Genomic DNA, 18,465 nt, shown 5'->3' with positions numbered 1-18,465 from the left:
ATTTTCCCGGTCGTCCGCCAACAAATCCGAGTGCGCAGTGCTTGCCCGGGCCGGGTTGAGGTCAAGACCCTCGACCTATTGGGGAATCACCAGTTTTCCGCTGGCAAGCAACCAGATTGCGGCGATATTGAGCACAACCGTCAGCCAGAACACGAGCTGGAAGCTGGACTTGCTGGTTTTGTGCCGGAACAGGCCTTGGCCGATCAGCGCGCCCGGCCAGCCGCCGAGCAGGGAGAGCAGGTGCAAGGTGTTTTCGGGGGTGCGCTGTTCGCCACGGGCCGCTGCGCCCTTGTCGTAGAGATAGAAGCCCAGCGCAACGACGCTCATCCCGCCGATCAAGGGCAAGGTCCAGTCAGGTACGAGCTTGGCAACCCATAGTCCGAGTACGCAGAGCAGGGCGCATACGCCCAGCAATACATGCGGCAGGCGCGCGGTAAACGGGGCGCGCTTTGGTTTGGAAGTGACGGCTTTGGCTGCAGTTGCCGAACGCACTGCGATGGCATTGAGGCGGCCGCGTTCGTCCTTGCGCAGCGCGTAGCTGATCAGTACGCCGTTTGCGGGCCGCTGCGCGCGCTGCTCGAAAGCCTTGATATGGACGAAGGCGCGGTCACCGCCGCCGTTCGGGATCACAAAGCCGAAACCCTTGTCGTCGTTCCAATCCTGCAGCCGTCCTTGATAGCGCATTGAGCTTGCCCCCGTTTGTTGTCGCTATTGCAGCGCAAACGTGAGGGGCTGTGAAGCCATTTTTCTGCATAGGGGCTATTTTTGTGGGAGCGGCGTAAGCCGCGAAGCAGAGGCTTCATCAGATTGCAAAGATGCCAAGACCTTCAACATTGTCAGCTTCGCTGCTTACGCCGCTCCCACAAAAAAGCCGGCTGCATCGGTCATTTCTTGTGTGTAACACTACAGCTGAATCGAGCCCGTTCAAGGCTCGTCACGAACCCGCAGGAAGCGCGGAAAACGTGGTAACCCGTGCACGGTCAGGCCGTTGTAGCGGTAGGTGATGTTGCTTCCAATCGGCGGTGGATCGGCGCGCTGCGCATCACTCAGGCCGCTGCCGATGCGGAACTGTGCGCCGCTGTCGGTGCGCATCAACAGCGCGCCAACCAGGCCGGTGTATTTCCCCTTGCCGGGGACGTAGCCGATCACACGCGCTTCGGCGTCGTCATGCAGCTTGAGTTTGAACAGACCGTTGCTGCGGCCGGCGCTGTAACGATTGTCTTGGTGATGAAGCATCACGCCTTCGCCGCCGGCTTGTACGATGCTGCGAAGATGGCGATGCAGGCTTTCCGTATCGGGCAGGCGGCGTTGTTCTATGGCGAAGAGATAGGGGCTTGGCTGATTGGCGACTATCCGGCTCAGTTGGTCGTGGCGCCGGGCAAAGCCGCCTGTGGCGCTGGGTAGGTCGAAGGCCATGAAGCGCAGTTTGCGCCACTGTGCCTCGTCGGGCGAGGTGCTGCGGGTCAGTGCGCTGGTGGCTTCGAACTGACCGCGTGCCACCCACAACTCGCCGTCGATCAGCTGCTTGGGCCAGCCTTGGGTAAACCAAAAGGGGGCCGCGATGCGGTGGCCGGCACGGGTCCAGAGTGCGTGGCCATCCCAGCGTGCGCGCACACCATCAAGCTTCTCGCTGACCAGATACTGCGATACATCCGGTCCGTCCTGCCAGCTGCTGGCCAGCATCAACGGTGGTGAGGCAGCGAGCGCTGCGTTGAGCGAGCCGCACAGGAAGAACAGCAGAAGCACGAGCAGGCGCGGCATGACCAGCCTCCAGTTGTTGGAGGCCCAAGGGTGCTGTGCGGCGCATGCAGGCAGCCATCAGCGGCCACCTGCATTGAAGGTCGGCGCAATGTTTACGCGCCTGTCGGCAGTGTCTGCAGGAACTGCGCTACGGCGGGACCGAAACGGTCGTAATCAACCAGAAACGCGTCATGGCCCTGCGGCGAATCCATACCGATGAACTGGGTGTCCGCACCGCCTGCGCGCAGTCCGTCGGCGATCTGTTGCTGCTGCTCCACCGGGAACAGGATGTCCGTATTGGCACCGATGGCGAGCGCACGTTCAACCCGGATCTTCGCCAGCCCGGCCAGTACATCGCCATCGGCGTACTCGGCCAGGTCGAACCAGTCCATCGAGCGGCCGAGGTAAAGATAGCAGTTCGGGTCGAAGTGGCGCACGAAGCGGCGGGCGTGGCCCTCCAGGTAGCTCTCTACCTGGAATTCGAGGCCGAACGGATCTTCGTCGGTCTGGTCCGAGTCCAGCCGCACGCGGCCGAAACGGCCGTCCCATTCCAGCGCCGAGCGATAGGTGATGACGCCGAGCTTGCGCGCCATGCGCATGCCCGACTCGGGGTAATGCAGCTCGTCGTAGTCGCCGTTGTTCCATGCCGGGTCGAGGCGGATGGCCTCTCGTTGCAGTGAGCGGATGGCGATCGAGAACGGCAGGGCGCGGGCGCTGCCGGAGATGTTGATATGGCTGCGGGCGATGCCGGGGTGTTGCAGCAACACGGCCAGGGCAGTCATGCCCCCCATCGAGTTGCCGATCAGGCAGGCCAGCTGCTTGATGCCGAGTGCGCGCACGACCTCAGCGGCGGCATTGGCCACGTCTTCAATCGACAACTCCGGGAAGGACAGTCGGTAGGTCTTGCCGGTAGCCGGATCCAGCGAAGCTGGACCGGTAGAACCTTTGCAGCTGCCCAGCGAATTGACGCAGATGACGAACCAGCGATTGGTATCAATCGGTTTGCCGGGGCCGAGCATAGGTTCCCACCAGCCATTGGCCGGGTTGCCGGCATTGCTGGCGGCGTGCGCATCGGGCGACAGGCCGGTGACGATCAGGATGGCGTTGCTGGCATCGGCGGCCAGCGTGCCCCAGGTTTCGTAGGCGACATGGGCGCCGATCAGGCTGCCGCCGCGTTTCATCGGGAACGGCGAGGACAGCGCATGGAAACGGCTGCCATCAGGAATGAATTCAGTCATCGGCCAATTTTAGCGGGGATGCCGGGCGCATCTTCGCATGGATGATAACCAGTGGTTATTTGGGTATTGCTGGTGCGCTGCGGCCGGGAGAGCGCAGCGCGCCGGGAAGCAGTGTTCCGATGGTGATTCCTGCCATGCGCGATCAGCCCCGGATGCGCTGTGCTTACCCGGGCAACAGCGATGTCGCGAGCCGGCTTCTGCCTTTTGTGGGAGCGGCGTAAGCCGCGAAGCTGACATTGCTTGAGCACATGGCATCTGTGTTATCTGATGGATGTGCTCGCTTCGCGGCTTACGCCGCTCCCACAAGACAGCTTGCAGCGCGCTATTGACCCAGCGTGATCGTCAACGGCTTATCAGTCGGCAGCTTGATCTTGATCGGTGCCGACTCGACATCGCCTTCGCCGCGCATGGCGGTGCCGCTGGCGGACAGGCGGGCGAACACTTCCACTTCCGGCAGGGCTGACAGCTTCTGGGTGGGCATTGGGCTGTCGCCATCGTCGAGGGTGACGGTCAGTGGCGCTGTCTGCGCAGGGTGACGCTCGACGGCGACCGGCATCGGCGGACCGCCGGGAACACGCGCGATGACGAAGATGGTTTCCTTGCCCGAGGTGGCGCGCGCGGCCAAAGCCGGTGCGAGCGTCACCGTTATGGTGATGCCTGAGCTGCTGGGCGCTGCCGCCGCCGCTGCTGTTGCCGGGGCGCTGCCGGTAGTGGTGCCCGGAGTCTTGCCACGGGCGATATCGATCTGTTCCTGCAGCGCGGTGGCAGCCGCGGGCTCCAGTCGTGGCAGCAGGCTCTCCCAGGTCTGCGCGGCCTGTTCGTTCTGGCCTTGCTGACGCTGCACGATGCCGCTCAGCCAGATCACCCGTTCGTTGTCCGGTGCAATCTGGCGGGCGTGGGCAAGCCATTGCTGGGCGGTTTCGTCGAACAGGAACTTGGGGTCGGCCTGGGCGCGGGTCTGTGCGGCTTCGAGCAGCAGGCCGGGTTCGTCGGGCGCCAACTGTGCGGCGCGCTGGTAGGCCGTAGCGGCATCGGCGACCTTGCCGATCTCCAGTTGCGAGCGGGCCAGCAGCACCCAGCCGTCGACGCGTTCGGGGTTCTGCTTCAAGGCGGCCTGCAGTTGGGCAATACCTTCCTCGATGGTCTGCGGTGCGGCGGCGGCTTCGGGCTGCGGCTGCATCGCTGCCGGGGTGCCCAGCAACTGGTACAGGCCCAGCGTAGCGACCAGCGCCATCGCAACCAGGCTACCCCAGATCCGTCGTTTGCCGGCGCGCCACAGCGGCCACAAGGTGATGCCGGTGGCTACTACCGCCAGTACTGCAGCGCCTGCCAGGAAGCCAGCATTTACCATTCGCGTTCTTCCTGACTGGCGTCGTCATTGCTGGCAACGGGAACGGCGCGGCCACGTCGCCGCACATACACGACCAACAGCACGGCGCCGGCCAGCAACAGCAGGCCGGGGCCAAACCAGAGCAGCGCGGTGCCGGCTTCCAGCTGCGGGCGGTACAGCACGAATTCGCCGTAGCGATCGACCAGGAACTGCTTGATCTCGGTGTCGCTGCGGCCTTCGTGCATCAGCTTGAGCACTTCGCGGCGCAGGTCGTGGGCGATCTGCGCGTTGGAGTCGGCCAGCGATTGGTTCTGGCATTGCACGCAACGTAGCTCGGCGGTCAGTGCGTGGAAGCGCACTTCCTCGGCACGATCGCGGTACTGCAATGGGCTGGGGTCGCCGGCCGGCTGCGCGCTGGCCGCGAAGGCCAGGCACAGCCACAGCAACACACCAGCCCAGACCTTCATCGGGTGGCTCCGAAGTCCGGTGCGCCGTGCCTGCCACCGGCGGCGGCCTCCACTTTCTCCAGCGCCGGAATCAGCTGTTCGTCCATGACCTGCTGGGTGAGGGCGCCGCTGTACTTCCAGCGCACAATGCCGCTGCCATCGACCAGGAAGGTTTCCGGTGCGGCGGCGATGCCCCAGTCCAGCGCGGTGCGGCCTTCCTGATCGGCCAGCACCACCATGTACGGGTTGCCCAGCTGCTCCAGCCAGCGCAGTGCTTCGCTGGGTTCGTCCTTCCAGTTGTAGCCGACCACGCGCACGCGCTTGGTCTCTGCGAAGCGGGTGAGGATGGGGTGTTCATCGCGGCAGGTCGGGCACCAGCTGCCCCAGACGTTGAGCAGGTAGGGGGCACCGCGCAGCTGCTTGTCGGTGACATGCACGCTGGGGTCATGCAGCACCGGCAGGGAGAAGGCCGGGGCCGGCTTGTTGATCAGCGCCGAGGGCAGGCTGTCGCGATCGGGCTTGCCGGAGCGGCTTACGCCGTACAGCATCAAACCCATCAGGCCGAGGAAGAACAGTGCGCCGAGGACGATGGCGACTGGCGGCAGGCGATGCTTGGTTTTGGATTCGGGCGAGGGACTATTCATTTCGATTTCTCAGGCAGCCGGCGGAAACGGCGGTCGACGGCGGTAATGAAACCGCCCAGCGCCATCAGCGCCGCGCCCAACCAGATCCAGCGGACAAAAGGTTTGATCTGTACGCGCACGGCCCAGGAGCCGTCGCCCAGTGATTCTCCCAGTGCCACGTAGATATCGCCACCCAGGGCGGGGTGGATGCCGGCTTCGGTCATTGGTTGGCCGCCGCTGGCGTACATGCGTTTTTCCGGGTGCAGGCGGGTGATCAAGGTGTCACCGCGCAATACCTGCAGGTGCCCGCGGTCGGAGTGGTAGTTGGGGCCGTCGGTAGCATCCACACCTTCAAACAGCAGCGTATAGCCGCCAGCGTCGATGGATTTGCCCGGCGCCAGTGCGACTTCGTGCTGCACATGCAGGGCTTCCACCAGCAAGGCGCCGACCAGGAACACGGCGACCCCGAAGTGGGCGATCAGCATGCCCCAGCTTTCGGCATTGAGCCGACCGTTCTTGCGCAGCCGCGTCCACAGGTAATAGCCGGTGCCGCCAGCTACCCATACAGCACCTGCAATACCGATGCCGGTCTTGAACCTGCCCTGCGGTGCCATCCACCAGCCGAGGATGCCCAGCACCACTGCCAAACCAGCCCACGGCGCGAGTAGCGCCAGCGTGCGCAGGCCTTGCTCGCGCTGCCAGCGGCTGAGCGGGCCAAACGGCAGCAGCACGATCATCGGTGCCATCAACAACACGAACAGGGTGCCGAAGTACGGCGGGCCCACCGAAACCTTGCCCAGATCCAGCGCATCGGCCAGCAGCGGATACAAGGTGCCGAGCAGCACCATGGCGCAGGCGCAGCTGAGCAGCAGATTGTTGGCCAGCAACAGGCTTTCGCGTGAGTTGAGTGCAAATGCGCGGCGCGGATCGGCGCTGTTGCCGCCGATGCCGGGTGCACGGATTGCATAGAGCAGCAGCGAGCCTCCAACCACAATGCCAAGGAAGATCAGGATGAACAGGCCGCGTGAAGGATCGGCGGCAAACGAGTGCACGCTGGTCAGCACGCCCGAGCGCACCAGGAAGGTGCCAAGCAAGGACAACGCGAACGCTGCGATCGCCAGCAGCAGGGTCCAGCCGACAAACACGCCGCGCTTTTCGGTGGCGGCTTGCGAGTGCAGCAGGGCGGCGCCGACCAACCACGGCATGAAGCTGGCGTTCTCCACCGGGTCCCAGAACCACCAGCCGCCCCAGCCCAGCTCGTAGTACGCCCACCAGCTGCCCAGCGCGATGCCGATGGTCAGGAAGCCCCAGGCCGCATTGGTCCACGGCCGGGTCCAGCGCAGCCAGCGCACGTCGATGCGGCCATCGATCAAGGCCGCAATGGCGAAGGCGAACGGCACCGCGAAGCCGACGTAGCCCAGATACAGCAGGGGCGGGTGGATGATCAGCCCCGGATCCTGCAGCAGCGGGTTCAGGTCGTGACCTTCGCTCGGTGCCGGCAGCAGACGCGCGAACGGATTGGAGGTGAACAGCAGGAAGGCGAGGAAGCCGACGCTGATCATGCCCATCACTGCCAGCACCCGCGCCATCACCTCGGGCGGCAGCTGCCGCGAGAACGCGGCAACCGCGGCGGTCCACAGTGCCAGCACCAGGGACCACATCAGCAACGAACCTTCGTGCGCGCCCCACACCGCCGAATAGCGGTAGATCATCGGCAGCAGCGAATTGGAGTTGTCGGCGACATAGCGCAGCGAAAAATCCTGGCGGACGAAGGCAATCGTCAGCACCACGAAGGCCGCCAGCACCATGGTCAGCTGCAGCATCGCCGCCGGGCGTGCGATCGCGGTAAGTGCCGGGATGCCACGCTGGGCGCCGACAAGTGGCAGGACGCTTTGCAGCAGGGCTGCCAGCAGGGCGAGGATCAGTAATACCTGTCCGATTTCACCGAGCACTCAGGGCGTTTCCGTAGTTGGGGTGGTGGCCGGGACCTGATGCTTGTCGTGCGCCACGCCCATCTTGTCGGCCAGCTCCTTGGGCATATAGGTCTCGTCGTGTTTGGCGAGCACGTCTTCGGCGACGAATACGCCGTTGGCCATACGCCCGGTGGCGACCACCGCCTGACCTTCGCGGAACAGGTCGGGCAGGATGCGGTCGTAGGTAACAGGCAGCATTGCGTCACCGTCGGTGACCTCGAAGCGCGCCAGCAGCGCACCGGGTTCGCGCTTGAACGAACCCTTGGCCACCATGCCGCCCAGCCGGAAGCGCGCGTCCGGAGCGACCTTGCCAGCTTTGACCTCGGCCGGCGTGTACAGATAGGCGATGTTGCGCTGCAAGGCGGTGCTGACCAGGGCGACGGCGGCGCCGGCTACCAGTAGCGCCAGCAGAACCCACAACAGCCGACGGCGCTGGGTCGGGCTCATCGGCTCAGTTCCTCGTCAACCGGCGCTGCGCCGCTGCGGCTGGCGCGGTTGATGCGTGCGCGCGCCTCGCGCAATTGCTGGCGGATCTGCAGGCGCGGCACGATGAAGTCCCAGGCCAGCACGATGAAGAACACTGCATAGGCCAGTGCGACGTATTTGAAATAGGTCATGCCGATTTCTCCAGCCTCTCGCGCAGCCAGGCCTTGCCGACTTCGCGGCGCAGGTTGTCGGCACGCGCGCGCGACAACAGTGATCCAACGAACCAGAACTTGGTGGCCAGCACCATGATCCACAGCGGCAGGATCATGCTGCTGTCCATGCTGGAGTCGCCGAACACGCGGATGGTCTGGCCCTGGTGCAGCGAGTTCCACCACACCACCGAGTAGCGGATGATCGGCAGCATCACCACGCCGACGATTGCCAGCAGGCCGGCGGCGCGGGCGGCGGCGCGGCGGTCATCGATGGCGCCGTACAACCCCATCACGCCCAGGTACATGAACAGCAGGATCAGTTCAGTGGTCAGGCGCGGGTCCCAATCCCACCAGGTGCCCCACATCGGCTTGCCCCAGATGCTGCCGGTGAGCAGTGTGATCAGAGTGAATGCGGCGCCGATGGGCGCGCAGGCCATGGCCAGGATCTCGCACAGTTTGATCCGCCAGATCAGCGCGATAGCGCTGTAGAAGGCCATCAGTCCGAATACGAACAGGCTCATCCACGCTGACGGCACGTGGATGTACAGGATGCGGAAGCTGTCGCCTTGCTGGTAGTCAGCCGGCACCACTGCAAGTGCCTGCCACAGGCCAAAACCGAACAGCGGCAGCGCGGCGATGTAACACCAGGTGGACCAACGGGCGGCGAAGGTGTCGAAGTAAGGCGGTGAGCCCAGCTTGTGAAACCAACCAACTAAACCTTTGAACATCCGCTCGCTCGCTGAGGAAGACGATGACCAGGCCGCGATCAACGGCCCAACCGGCTGGGCGGTGCGGGTTGCACCACCGTTGCTGTTTTCAGACTAGCGCACGATACCGCAATTTCGGAAAACCGGCGGGGACAGCGCGGCTTACTTGAGGGTGAGCGTGCCCTTCATCATCGAGGCGTGGCCCGGGAAGCTGCAGAAGAACGACAACGGCGCGGCTGCGGCGTTGAGGCGGGCGACCGGTATGGAAATGGAGGTGGTTTCGCCGCCGCCCACCACCTTGCTATGGGCGATGACGCGGCTGTCGCCGGCCTTGATGTAGTCCGCTGCCAGTCCGGCCTTCATGCCGTCGCTGTCGATGCCGGCCATGTCGGCGGTTTTGGCCACCACCACGTTGTGGCCCATGATGTTCTTGGCCATCTTGCCGGCGTGCTTGAGGTTGATGGTGAAGTTTGCGCAGCTCTTGGGTACGTCGATGTTGGTGGCGTTGAACTTCATCGCATCGTTGCCTTCCAGGCTGACCGAGCAGGTGTCTGCGGCGTAGGCGGAGGACGCAGTGCCGATCAGCAGCAGGGCAAGGAAGATTCGGGATTTCATGGGTGACTCCTCATCGGTGAATTCTTCAGCAGGATTACGGAAACACGCCGGGCTATGGCGTGCGGAGAGGTTCTTATTGCTTGAGCGATGAAAGCCAGGTGGACACCGCCTTGATGCTGTCCGCATCCAGTCGCTGACCGATGCCGTGCATGGTCCGGCTGTTGCTGGAGGCATCGATGGCATCATCGTGGAATTGCTGCAGGCGGGTCTGCAGATAGTCATCCTGTTGCCCACGCAAGGCGGGGTAGGCGGCGTAGGGTGTGCGTCCGCTGCGGTCGACAAACGCCGCCTGCGGATTGCCGCGTCCATCGGCACCGTGACAGCCTTGGCAGGGGGGGATGCCCTTGCTGCTGTCGCCGCCCATATAGATAGCCTGTCCTTGGCCGAGCAGGGCAGGGTCGAGGTCGATGGGTGGTGCACTGGGGTCAGCTGGTGGCACTGGCAGGTTGGCGTAGTAAGCGGATAGGTCGCGGATGTCCTGTTCTTCCAGTGCTGCGGCCATCGCGGTCATCGGGGATTCGGGCATGCGCCCGCTCTTGTAGGCCTGCAGTATCCAGTACAGATAGCTTTGCTTCTGCCCGGCAAGGTTCGGAAATGCCGGAGTAATGGCGATGCCGTCGGCACCATGGCAGGCGGCGCAGACCTCGGATTTGCTTTTGCCTGCCTGGGCGTCGCCGCTCGGTGCATGCGCTGTGCGCAGGTCGTAGCGGGCAGGTGGCGTGGGCGCGGCGCTTGCACTGCTGCCGTTTTCTGCAGGTGCGGCATCGGGCACCGTCGGTGGGTCGGCCTGCGAGGTGGCCGCTAGCGCGGCGATCAACCAGAGCGCCTTCATAAGGCCACCTCGAACAGCATGCCGACAAGATTGACGTTGTAACTGGACGGGCCGCCATCGGTATAGACGCGATGGTCGTAGACCAGGGTGTCTTCGAAGCCGAAGTAGTGCCAGTCCGACAGATTGCCGCGTTCATAGGTATCAAACAGGCGCAGGCGCATGCGTTTGTTCAGCGGCAGCGACAAGCCGGCAGTTACTGAATTTACCCGGTACACCATCATTGGATAGCTGCCGGTGGTCAGCGGCGCGTTGGCGGGCGTGGTCAGGGCGGCCGGTGAGTTCATCCGGTAGCTGGTCTTGCCGCTCGAATAGGTCCAGTTCCAGGCCAGATCCAGGGTGGCGCGGCCAAGCCGGCGGGTGAAGTTCAGCCCGGCATAGTGATTGCGTTGCGCATCGTCCATCCACCAGCGGTTGGCATCGGGATAAGTGGGGCCGCCGAGCTCAGGGTCGGAGCCGACGGCATCGTTGACATTGGCAAACACCAGGGTGGAGCGGTCATGCCCGTACCAGGCGCTGGCGGTGGTATCGGGGTTGGGTTGCCATTCCCATTGCACGCTGCCGGCATAGGTATCGAAGCGCTGCCGGCCAATCTGTGCGTCATAGCGGTTGCGGTCGCCGCGCAGCGAGGCATAGACGGTCATGTCGTGCGGCAGGATGAAGGTGGCCATCAGGTCGAGCTTCTGCTGGGTCCGCGAAGCGATGTCGTATTTGCGCAGGTTGGAGACTGTATGCGGGCTCAACCCACCTGCAGGCTCGACGAAGCCGGGCAGGGAGCTGGAGAAGGTGAACTCGTAGGGATCGTAGTAGTACTTGCTGCCGCTGCGGTCCAGATAGGAATAGTTGGCGCGGAAGGTGAGCCAGTTGAGCGCGCGGTTGTTCCAGCCAAGCTTGAGCAGGTTGTCGTGGGTGGTGGCGACTTCGCGGTGTGCGCGTTCGATGGCGGTATAGGTGTAACTGGCCGACAAGGTGTTCTTGTTGCTGCTGCGGAAATCCGCGCCGGTCGAGATCTCGCGGGTTTCCTTGTCCAATGGCAGGTTGCGAATGCGGGTGAGCACCGAGGCATTCGGTCCGCGATCCCACACGCCCATTTCACCCGGAACCACGCTGCCTTGGGCGCCGTTCTCGGCGATGTAACCGTATTGATCGGTGAGTGGGTTGTAGGCCCAGTAGGTGCCGCTGTAGTCCTCGCGCAGGTAGCGTGCGGTGTTGCGCCAGGTGACATCGTCGTTCGGCATCAGCACCAGTCGCGCATCCAGCTTCTGGTTGTTGATGGCCAAACCGGCGCGTTTGCGCGACAGCGCATCGGTGGTGTTCCAGTTGGCGCAGTCGTAGATGAAGGGCGGCGCCAGCGCTTGCCCGAACTGGCCCTGGCAATCCATCGGGGCCAGCAGTTTGTCGTTCTGGCGCATCGTGGTCAGCGCCATGTTTACCGAGAAGTCACCATTCCAGGACGGCAGCTTGCGACCGAAGGTGGCGCCGAGGCGGTGGTAGTCGTTCTCGGGCTCGTAGGCGAACGAACCCTGCGTAAGCGGCGGCGTGTACGCACCGGCCACCGAGTACAGACCGTAAGGCACCTGATAGTCGTAGGAACTGTGCGCATTGCGGAAAAACGAACCGGTGTAGTTGAAGTCGGTGCGCCAGACGTTGCCGACAAAGCGGAAGCCACCCATGAAGTTGAGCGTGCTGTCATCGATGGGGCGCGGAATCTCATAGATGCCGCCATTGGCCGGGAACGGATAGTTGAAGAAGAACGGACCGCCGAACGGCCTTGCGCCGCTGCGCTCCTCGTGGCTGAGGCTGGCATAGCCACTCCAACGCGGGTTGAGCAGGTAGTTGATGCTCACACCAACTTTGTCGCGGACCACGCTCAAACTGGTGAAAGGCTGGGCCGCGGATAGCGCAGCCACCTGCGCTGCGCTGCTGCCGGCAGCGCTCAGGCCCGGCTTCAGAGTCAGATGTGAGCTGCCCACGCCATCCCAGATCGAGCGCGCGTTGCCGCTGAGTACATTTGGCGTGCTGCGCACGAAGGCCTGGACCTTGTAGCGGCCGGCTTGGCCAAATACCGCGCGCAGGTATTGGTTGTCCCGATCCAGATGGCTCATGCGCACATCGGCGTAGCTGCCGTCGCTGGCCCGGCGCAGGCTGAAGTCGGCCTGCAGGATCACTCCGTCGTCCGCATCGCGGAAGCGCCGCCAGTTGCTGTTTCGGGTGTCGCCGTTGACATGCAGGTAGCCGAGGGCGGCACTTCCTGACCAGCTCCAGCCGCTCTCGCCCAGCGGCTTTGCTTCGGCCATCCGCGGTGCGCAGCCATATAGAAAGCCGGTGGGGGTGCGCTTGGGTTCGGCGCTCAGCCAGCTGCCGCCTTCTGGGTCACAACCTTCCCAGCCGATCCGGCCGCTGGGGTCCAGCCAGTTGCCGAACTGCAGGTCGATACCGGCGCCGCTGTCCTGGGCCTGGGCGAGGCCGGCGATCATGGCCAGGGACAACAGTGAGCAGCGGCGGTTCCTTGAACGATTCCGTGTGCACATGCCGTTCTCCCTCTACTTGTGCAGACGTGGGCCGGAAGGGTGATTGGAGCCGTGGACCTGGGCGTGGCAGGTGATGCAGCCGCGGCCCATCAAGCGCTCATCAGCTGTCAGCCCGTTGCCCAGGGAGGTTTCGGTCTGCAGGTCGTTGGGGTGGCGGGTATGTGAGTGGCACTGCTGGCACAACATCGGGATCGGTGCGACCAGCAGTGCGTGCTGGTTTGAGCCGTGCACCTGATGGCAGTTCAGGCAGCTCTCGCGCACTGGCGCGTGCTCGAACAGGAACGGGCCGCGTTTCTCGGCGTGGCATTGGTAACAGGTTTCGTTGACCGTGTCGGTCTTTAGCAGGGTGGGGTTGAGCGTACCGTGCGGGTTGTGGCAATCCACGCAGCTGATCGCGCCTTCGGGTAGCGGCATATGCGAGCGGCGGTTGAACTGCTGGCGGATGTCCTTGTGGCAGGTAGCGCAGGTTTCGCTGACCGATTGCTTGGCGGTCAAACCTTCGGCCGAAAATTTGACCATCGGGTTGTGGCAGTCGCTGCACGAAAGATCATTGCGTTGATGCACCGAGCCAAGCCATGCATCGCGTGGGCCACCGGAATGGCAACCCAGGCAGCTCTCGGTCTGGTTCGCCACCGGCGTGCCGCCGTCATGGGTATAGGCAATGATCGAACCCTTCTGGGTCGGGTTGGCCGCATGCACCGAGCCGGGGCCGTGGCAGGCCTCGCAGGTTGCGGTGTTGGGATTGGCGGCCAGTGCGACCTGCATGCCAGCGGCATGCGCGGTATGGGCAAAGTTGTCGTTCTCTTTGCCGTGGCAGGCAGTGCAGACCTGCTGGCCTACCGGTTTGGCCTCCGGGTGTGCCTTGTTGCGCGCCGGCACAGCGTCGGCGAAGCCGGGCGGGGCATTGAAACCGTGTCCGGTTTGGGTGGAGGCGAACTGGGTCTCGGGCAGCTTTACGGCTTGTCCGTTGGCGTTGGCCTTGACTGGCGCCAGCCACGCGACGGAGACCAGAATCGCGGTTGCGATCAGCATCAGCAATGCAAGATAGAACCGCACGACCCCCTCCTTTGCGCTGTCCCTGCCGATAGGTGGGTGACAGCGGGCAATCAGAACGTAATGGCGATTACGTCGCGATTCTGGGAGTGTCTTGGGTACAGTTCAAGCTGCGTTGCAGCAAGCTTGGGTTCAGTTTCGAGGGAGCGCGCCGGCCATGAACAGGCGTACCGCCGCGCGGGCTTGTTCCTGGGCCCGGGGCAGGTCGCTGGCAACCACGCGGCCATTGACCGAACGCAGGATCAAGCCGCCGATCACCACCATGTAGAAGAAATGCGCGGCTTGTTCGGGGTTTTCGATGTACATGCGCCCAGCTGCGGTCTCGCGGGCGAAGTATTGGCTGAGCAACACTTCCATCGGTGCCACGCCATGGGCATGGAACCAATCGCGCAGCCCGGGTTGGTTCATGCCTTCGGAAATGACCACGCGATGGCAGGCCAGGCGTGCGGGCGAAAGAACCTCCTCGGCCATCTGGCTGGCGGCTTCTTCCAAGGCCTCGGTCGGTGGCAGCGGAGACTGCAGCAAGGTGTCCAGGCTGCGGCCGAAATCATTGATGCTCTGCTCCATCAGGGCATGGATCAGGCCTTCCTTGTCGCCAAAGGCGCGGTACAAGGTGGCCATCGAGCCGCCCGCGCGTTTGACGATGTCGGCCAGTCGCGCGGCTTGATAACCCTTTTCGTTGAAGACTTCAGTGGCGGCTGCAAGAAACTTTTCTACGCGCAGCTCGCCACGGCGTTGCAGCTCGACCACGGGACGGGGCGGCAAGGTAGGTTTGTCTACGCTCGGAACTTCCGTGTGGGGCCGCTCAACCATGTGCTTGGTTCGATTTGTGAAGTCAGCGTCAAGAATAGCGCTGTTTTGCGCTCAGGAGTTGGCGATGCGGATTGCCGCTGCCGCGGTCAGCGGGGCAAGCACCGCGCTGACCAGCAAGCCGGCCGCCAACATCAGCAGCGCACCACTGGGATCAAAGCCCTGCGCCGCTGCTGCCACCGCGCCGGCGCCGAACACCAGTACCGGCACGTACAGCGGCAGTACCAGCAACGCCAGCAGGATGCCGGCGCGACGCATGCCCACGGTCAAGGCCGCGACCACCGCGCCGAGCAGGCTCAACAACGGCGTGCCAAGCGCCAGTGCGGTGATCAGCACCGGCAGCTGCTCGCGTGGCAGGTGCATCAGTTCGGCCAGCAGCGGGCTGACCAGCACCAGCGGGAACGCGGTGGTCAACCAGTGTGAGAACACCCGCACTGCGACCAGCCAGGCCAACGGCACCGGCGACAGTAGCCATTGTTCCAATGAGCCATCCTCGGCATCGCTGCGGAACAAAGTGTCCAGCGACAGCAGGCCGGCCAGCAGGATGGACAGCCACAGCACCGCCGAAGCAACGCTCTGCAGCAGCTTGGGTGCGCCGCCCAGGGCCAGCGCGAACAAGGCGACCACCAGCAGTGCGAACAGGATCGGCTGCGCGGCATCGCCGCGGCGACGCCACAACAACTTCAAGTCGCGCGCCAGCAGGGCGCGGGCGGCGGAGAGCAGGGTTGGTTGCGGACCGGGCAGACTCATGCCGCGTCCTCCTGCGCTGCCTGGTTGGCCAGGGTAAGGGTGCGATTGCGTACCGGCGGTGCCGCGTAGGCACCGTGGGTGGTCACCAGTGCACCGCCGCCGCCGCGCAGATGCGCGGAAATCATCCGGTTGACCAGATTTATCCCATCCAGGTCAAGATTGGCGTAGGGCTCGTCGAGCAGCCAGATCGGTGCCGGTGACAGCCAGATCCGGGCCAGTGACAGGCGCTTCTTCTGGCCGGCGGACAACTGCCGTACCAAGGTGTCCTCATAGCCGGCCAGGCCGACGATGGCCAAGGCGTTGCCCGGCATCTGCCGCGCGCGGCGGCCCTGCAGCCCACACAGGAAATGCAGGTTTTCCAGACAGCCCAGATCCTGTTTGAGTGCGGTCAGGTGGCTTAGGTAGGCGATGTAGCGGGAGCGATCCGCGCTGTTGGCGGGCCGCCCGTCGATCTCGATCCGGCCTTCGTCCGGGCGCAGCAGTCCGGCCAATACGCGCAACAGCGTGGTCTTGCCTGCGCCATTGCTCCCTTGTACCAACAGCGCTTCGCCTGCATCCACGTGCAGGTCCAGCGGCCCGAATACCGGATCGTCATTACGGGTGAAACGCAGGCCGTGTGCGTCGAGCAGCGGCGGGATGTTCGCGGTTTCAATCATCGGATCGGGCGCTTCCGTCCTTGGGAGGTGGCGCAGGCTGGGCAGCGCATCGGGGCGCGCAGTATAGCGCCGGGCCGCGGCTGTCCTGCGGCGCGCGGGCACGGTTCCGGCGGTTGATTGGGAGGCCGAGACTGCCGGCTTTGCGTACACTCGGTGTTTTCTCCCCCGGCGTGTACCTACCAATGCATCCGCAGACCAAGTTGCCCAAGGTGGGCACCACCATTTTTACCGTGATGTCACAGCTGGCCGCCGAGCACGGCGCTGTCAATCTTGGCCAGGGCTTTCCGGACTTTTCCGCCCCGCAGCGCTTGATCGATGAAACCGCCAAGGCCATGCGTGAGGGCTTGAACCAGTACGCGCCGATGACCGGCGTGGCACCGCTGCGCCAGGCCATCGCGCAGAAGGCGCTGGACTGCTACGGCGCGCAGGTCGACCCGGACAGCGAGATCACCGTCACCTCCGGCGGCACCGAAGCGATCTTCAATGCCATCCACGCGGTGGTGCGGGCCGGTGAGGAAGTGATCGTGCTGGACCCGGCCTATGACTGCTATGAGCCGGCGATCGATCTGGCCGGTGCGCGCGCTGTGCATGTGCCGCTGGACCCGCAGACGTTTGCGGTGGATTGGGATCGCGTGCGCGCGGCCATCACCCCGAAGACGCGCATGTTGATGGTCAACACGCCGCACAACCCCTCCGGCGCGATGTTGACTGCCGATGACATGCAGGCGTTGGCCGATGTGTTGCGTGGCACCGACATCTACCTGATCTCCGATGAAGTGTACGAACACATCATCTATGACGGCGCCCGTCACGAGTCGGCATTGCGTTACCCGGAACTGCGCGAACGTGCGTTCGTGATCTCGAGCTTCGGCAAGACCTATCACTGCACCGGCTGGAAGATCGGCTATGCCATCGCGCCGCCGGCAATGACGGCCGAGTTCCGCAAGGTGCATCAGTACAACACCTTCACCACTTACAGCCCGGCGCAGTATGGTTTTGCCGCGATGATCCGCGATGAGCCCGAGCATCACCTGGAGCTGGGTGCGTTCTACCAGAGCAAGCGCGACCGCTTCCGCGAGCAGCTGCTGGGCACGCGTTTGAAGCCGCTGCCGGTGCCGGGTGGTTATTTCCAGCTGGTCGACTATTCGGCGATCAGCGACCTGCCGGACCATGAGTTCGTGCGCTGGCTGACCATCGAGAAGGGAGTTACCGCGATTCCGCTGTCGCCGTTCTATGAAACCCCGCCGGCTGGGCAGCGTCTGGTGCGGCTGTGCTTCGCCAAGAACGATGCGACGCTGGATGCTGCTATCGAGCGCCTGCGCGCGCTCTGACACGCATAGCCACCATGGACACTGGTTTGCTCGTTTTTCTGTTGGCGTTCGGCGCGTTCCTGCTTGCGGTTGCGGTGAAAGGCTATCTGTTCCTTTCCGTGGTTCAACCCGGTTTGCACGCGCGTGGAGTGTCGGTGGACGAGGGGCGCCTGGCGTTTCGTGGCAGCTTTGGCCGCTATACCCGCGAGTATCTGGCGCTGCTTGATGATGTTGAGCGGCGCCAGCCGGTTAATTGCTGGATTGCGCGACTGCAGTGGTGGGTGCCGGTACTCGGCGCTGCCGTGGCGGTCAGCGCTGTTCTATCTTCATGGCTGACAGGACGATGACGACAATGCAGGACCTGCGTATTTCTCTGGTGCAGGGCGACACCCGCTGGCACGACCCGGCGGGTAACCGCGATTACTACGGTGCGCTGCTGGCGCCGCTGGCCGGTAACACCGATCTGGTGATACTGCCGGAGACCTTTACCAGTGGCTTTTCCAACGACGCGATTGATCAGGCCGAGGACATGGACGGCCCGACCGTTGCATGGATCGTCGAACAGGCACGCGTGCTGGGCGCGGTAGTAACCGGCAGCGTGCAGCTGCGGGTGGATGGCAGCGTCTACAACCGCCTGCTGTGGGCTACGCCTGAAGGCGAGTTGCATTATTACGACAAGCGTCACCTGTTCCGCTTTGGCGGTGAGCACAAGCGTTATGCCGCCGGCAACGAGCGGCTATGTGTGGAATGGAAGGGTTGGCGGATCAATCCACAGATCTGCTACGACCTGCGTTTCCCGGTGTTCTGCCGCAACCGCTTCGATGTGGAGCGGGCGGGGCAGATGGATTTCGACCTGCAGATCTTCGTTGCCAACTGGCCATCGGCGCGCGCATACGCGTGGCAGACCTTGGCGCGTGCGCGTGCGATTGAAAACCTCTGCTATGTGGCCGTGGTGAATCGGATCGGCGTGGACGGCAATGGTCTGCACTACTCCGGTGACAGCGCGGTGATCGACTTCCTCGGTCAGCCGCAGCTGGAGATACGCGAGCGCGAACAGGTGGTTACCACCACCATCTCGGCACAGGCACTGGCGGCACATCGTGAGCGCTTCCCGGCGATGCTGGATGCTGATGCGTTTACCTTGGGCGGCCCGGTAGTGGTTCGCTGAACGCCGGCCGCGCGCTGGGTCTGCCAGCTCTTTGCAATGTGCAGGGGT

General features: G+C 63.9%; 20 protein-coding genes. 3 read left to right on the top strand and 17 right to left on the bottom strand.

The genetic code is table 11. The features are described 5' to 3' along the window. Positions 1 to 75: 75 nt before the first annotated feature. The 17 genes from ACVOMB_RS08095 to ccmA form a co-directional block, all read right to left on the bottom strand. The gene (locus ACVOMB_RS08095; RefSeq protein WP_481530692.1) at positions 76 to 684 is read right to left on the bottom strand and encodes a DUF1294 domain-containing protein; all 609 of its coding nucleotides are present in this window, start codon (positions 682 to 684) and stop codon (positions 76 to 78) included. A gap of 240 nt (positions 685 to 924) precedes the next feature. Then, complete coding sequence (locus ACVOMB_RS08090) at positions 925 to 1,761, bottom strand: DNA ligase (protein ID WP_481530691.1); 837 nt, start codon at positions 1,759 to 1,761, stop codon at positions 925 to 927. A 92-nt stretch (positions 1,762 to 1,853) separates the two neighbouring features. Next, positions 1,854 to 2,978: a homoserine O-acetyltransferase MetX gene (gene metX, locus ACVOMB_RS08085; protein WP_481530690.1), complete on the bottom strand. Its 1,125-nt coding sequence runs from the start codon at positions 2,976 to 2,978 to the stop codon at positions 1,854 to 1,856. A gap of 322 nt (positions 2,979 to 3,300) precedes the next feature. Continuing rightward, complete coding sequence (locus tag ACVOMB_RS08080; protein WP_481530689.1) at positions 3,301 to 4,329, bottom strand: tetratricopeptide repeat protein; 1,029 nt, start codon at positions 4,327 to 4,329, stop codon at positions 3,301 to 3,303. After that, a complete protein-coding gene (locus ACVOMB_RS08075; protein ID WP_481530688.1) occupies positions 4,323 to 4,775 on the bottom strand; it encodes a cytochrome c-type biogenesis protein in 453 nt (150 codons plus the stop codon). The genes ACVOMB_RS08080 and ACVOMB_RS08075 overlap by 7 nt, the downstream gene beginning before the upstream one ends. Then, positions 4,772 to 5,398: a DsbE family thiol:disulfide interchange protein gene (locus ACVOMB_RS08070; RefSeq protein WP_481530687.1), complete on the bottom strand. Its 627-nt coding sequence runs from the start codon at positions 5,396 to 5,398 to the stop codon at positions 4,772 to 4,774. Before ACVOMB_RS08070 ends, ACVOMB_RS08075 begins: the two co-directional genes overlap by 4 nt. Continuing rightward, complete coding sequence (locus ACVOMB_RS08065; protein WP_481530686.1) at positions 5,395 to 7,329, bottom strand: heme lyase CcmF/NrfE family subunit; 1,935 nt, start codon at positions 7,327 to 7,329, stop codon at positions 5,395 to 5,397. The genes ACVOMB_RS08070 and ACVOMB_RS08065 overlap by 4 nt, the downstream gene beginning before the upstream one ends. Next, positions 7,330 to 7,797, bottom strand: a complete 468-nt coding sequence (gene ccmE, locus ACVOMB_RS08060) for a cytochrome c maturation protein CcmE (RefSeq protein ID WP_481530685.1) — start codon at positions 7,795 to 7,797, stop codon at positions 7,330 to 7,332. Next, a complete protein-coding gene (ccmD, locus tag ACVOMB_RS08055) occupies positions 7,794 to 7,967 on the bottom strand; it encodes a heme exporter protein CcmD (RefSeq protein WP_481530684.1) in 174 nt (57 codons plus the stop codon). Before ccmD ends, ccmE begins: the two co-directional genes overlap by 4 nt. Then, complete coding sequence (gene ccmC, locus ACVOMB_RS08050) at positions 7,964 to 8,716, bottom strand: heme ABC transporter permease CcmC (RefSeq protein WP_481530683.1); 753 nt, start codon at positions 8,714 to 8,716, stop codon at positions 7,964 to 7,966. Before ccmC ends, ccmD begins: the two co-directional genes overlap by 4 nt. A 141-nt stretch (positions 8,717 to 8,857) precedes the next feature. Next, positions 8,858 to 9,310 carry an azurin gene (gene azu / locus ACVOMB_RS08045; protein WP_481530682.1) on the bottom strand — a complete coding sequence of 151 codons (453 nt, stop codon included), beginning with the start codon at positions 9,308 to 9,310 and terminating at the stop codon, positions 8,858 to 8,860. Between the two features lie 73 nt (positions 9,311 to 9,383). After that, on the bottom strand, positions 9,384 to 10,142 hold the full coding sequence (locus ACVOMB_RS08040) for a c-type cytochrome (protein ID WP_481530681.1): 759 nt from the start codon (positions 10,140 to 10,142) through the stop codon (positions 9,384 to 9,386). Continuing rightward, positions 10,139 to 12,628, bottom strand: coding sequence for an MtrB/PioB family outer membrane beta-barrel protein (locus ACVOMB_RS08035; protein WP_481530680.1), 2,490 nt, complete (start codon positions 12,626 to 12,628; stop codon positions 10,139 to 10,141). The genes ACVOMB_RS08040 and ACVOMB_RS08035 overlap by 4 nt, the downstream gene beginning before the upstream one ends. Before the next feature lie 54 nt (positions 12,629 to 12,682). Beyond that, positions 12,683 to 13,726 (bottom strand): DmsE family decaheme c-type cytochrome, encoded by a 1,044-nt coding sequence (locus ACVOMB_RS08030; RefSeq protein ID WP_481530679.1) that lies wholly within the window; start codon positions 13,724 to 13,726, stop codon positions 12,683 to 12,685. Positions 13,727 to 13,855: 129 nt separating this feature from the next. Then, positions 13,856 to 14,488, bottom strand: coding sequence for a TetR/AcrR family transcriptional regulator (locus ACVOMB_RS08025; protein ID WP_481530678.1), 633 nt, complete (start codon positions 14,486 to 14,488; stop codon positions 13,856 to 13,858). 99 nt (positions 14,489 to 14,587) lie between these two features. Next, positions 14,588 to 15,283 carry a heme exporter protein CcmB gene (gene ccmB, locus ACVOMB_RS08020; RefSeq protein WP_481512113.1) on the bottom strand — a complete coding sequence of 232 codons (696 nt, stop codon included), beginning with the start codon at positions 15,281 to 15,283 and terminating at the stop codon, positions 14,588 to 14,590. Continuing rightward, positions 15,280 to 15,939 carry a heme ABC exporter ATP-binding protein CcmA gene (ccmA, locus tag ACVOMB_RS08015; protein ID WP_481530677.1) on the bottom strand — a complete coding sequence of 220 codons (660 nt, stop codon included), beginning with the start codon at positions 15,937 to 15,939 and terminating at the stop codon, positions 15,280 to 15,282. The genes ccmB and ccmA overlap by 4 nt, the downstream gene beginning before the upstream one ends. Before the next feature lie 182 nt (positions 15,940 to 16,121). Here ccmA and ACVOMB_RS08010 point away from each other — a divergent pair, with 182 nt between their 5' ends. The 3 genes from ACVOMB_RS08010 to ACVOMB_RS08000 are packed head-to-tail and all read left to right on the top strand — an operon-like array spanning position 16,122 to position 18,417. Further along, positions 16,122 to 17,270, top strand: a complete 1,149-nt coding sequence (locus ACVOMB_RS08010; RefSeq protein ID WP_481515500.1) for a pyridoxal phosphate-dependent aminotransferase — start codon at positions 16,122 to 16,124, stop codon at positions 17,268 to 17,270. A gap of 14 nt (positions 17,271 to 17,284) precedes the next feature. Continuing rightward, complete coding sequence (locus tag ACVOMB_RS08005; RefSeq protein WP_481530676.1) at positions 17,285 to 17,596, top strand: hypothetical protein; 312 nt, start codon at positions 17,285 to 17,287, stop codon at positions 17,594 to 17,596. A gap of 5 nt (positions 17,597 to 17,601) precedes the next feature. Continuing rightward, complete coding sequence (locus ACVOMB_RS08000) at positions 17,602 to 18,417, top strand: amidohydrolase (RefSeq protein WP_481530725.1); 816 nt, start codon at positions 17,602 to 17,604, stop codon at positions 18,415 to 18,417. The last annotated feature ends 48 nt before the right edge of the window (positions 18,418 to 18,465 follow it).

This window comes from Stenotrophomonas sp. STEN018 (assembly GCF_056760235.1).
The sequence above is the reverse complement of the archived record's forward strand: the minus strand, read 5'-3'. Positions and strand labels throughout refer to the sequence as shown.

Coding starts and splice junctions, on each gene's coding strand:
- ccmC (WP_481530683.1), bottom strand. CDS start 8,716: ATGTTCAAAGGTTTAGTTGGTTGGTTTCACAAGCTGGGCTCACCGCCT.
- ACVOMB_RS08070 (WP_481530687.1), bottom strand. CDS start 5,398: ATGAATAGTCCCTCGCCCGAATCCAAAACCAAGCATCGCCTGCCGCCA.
- ACVOMB_RS08095 (WP_481530692.1), bottom strand. CDS start 684: ATGCGCTATCAAGGACGGCTGCAGGATTGGAACGACGACAAGGGTTTC.
- metX (WP_481530690.1), bottom strand. CDS start 2,978: ATGACTGAATTCATTCCTGATGGCAGCCGTTTCCATGCGCTGTCCTCG.
- ACVOMB_RS08005 (WP_481530676.1), top strand. CDS start 17,285: ATGGACACTGGTTTGCTCGTTTTTCTGTTGGCGTTCGGCGCGTTCCTG.
- ccmB (WP_481512113.1), bottom strand. CDS start 15,283: ATGAGTCTGCCCGGTCCGCAACCAACCCTGCTCTCCGCCGCCCGCGCC.
- ccmE (WP_481530685.1), bottom strand. CDS start 7,797: ATGAGCCCGACCCAGCGCCGTCGGCTGTTGTGGGTTCTGCTGGCGCTA.
- ACVOMB_RS08010 (WP_481515500.1), top strand. CDS start 16,122: ATGCATCCGCAGACCAAGTTGCCCAAGGTGGGCACCACCATTTTTACC.
- ccmA (WP_481530677.1), bottom strand. CDS start 15,939: ATGATTGAAACCGCGAACATCCCGCCGCTGCTCGACGCACACGGCCTG.
- ACVOMB_RS08080 (WP_481530689.1), bottom strand. CDS start 4,329: ATGGTAAATGCTGGCTTCCTGGCAGGCGCTGCAGTACTGGCGGTAGTA.
- ccmD (WP_481530684.1), bottom strand. CDS start 7,967: ATGACCTATTTCAAATACGTCGCACTGGCCTATGCAGTGTTCTTCATC.
- ACVOMB_RS08090 (WP_481530691.1), bottom strand. CDS start 1,761: ATGCCGCGCCTGCTCGTGCTTCTGCTGTTCTTCCTGTGCGGCTCGCTC.
- ACVOMB_RS08040 (WP_481530681.1), bottom strand. CDS start 10,142: ATGAAGGCGCTCTGGTTGATCGCCGCGCTAGCGGCCACCTCGCAGGCC.
- azu (WP_481530682.1), bottom strand. CDS start 9,310: ATGAAATCCCGAATCTTCCTTGCCCTGCTGCTGATCGGCACTGCGTCC.
- ACVOMB_RS08075 (WP_481530688.1), bottom strand. CDS start 4,775: ATGAAGGTCTGGGCTGGTGTGTTGCTGTGGCTGTGCCTGGCCTTCGCG.
- ACVOMB_RS08000 (WP_481530725.1), top strand. CDS start 17,602: ATGCAGGACCTGCGTATTTCTCTGGTGCAGGGCGACACCCGCTGGCAC.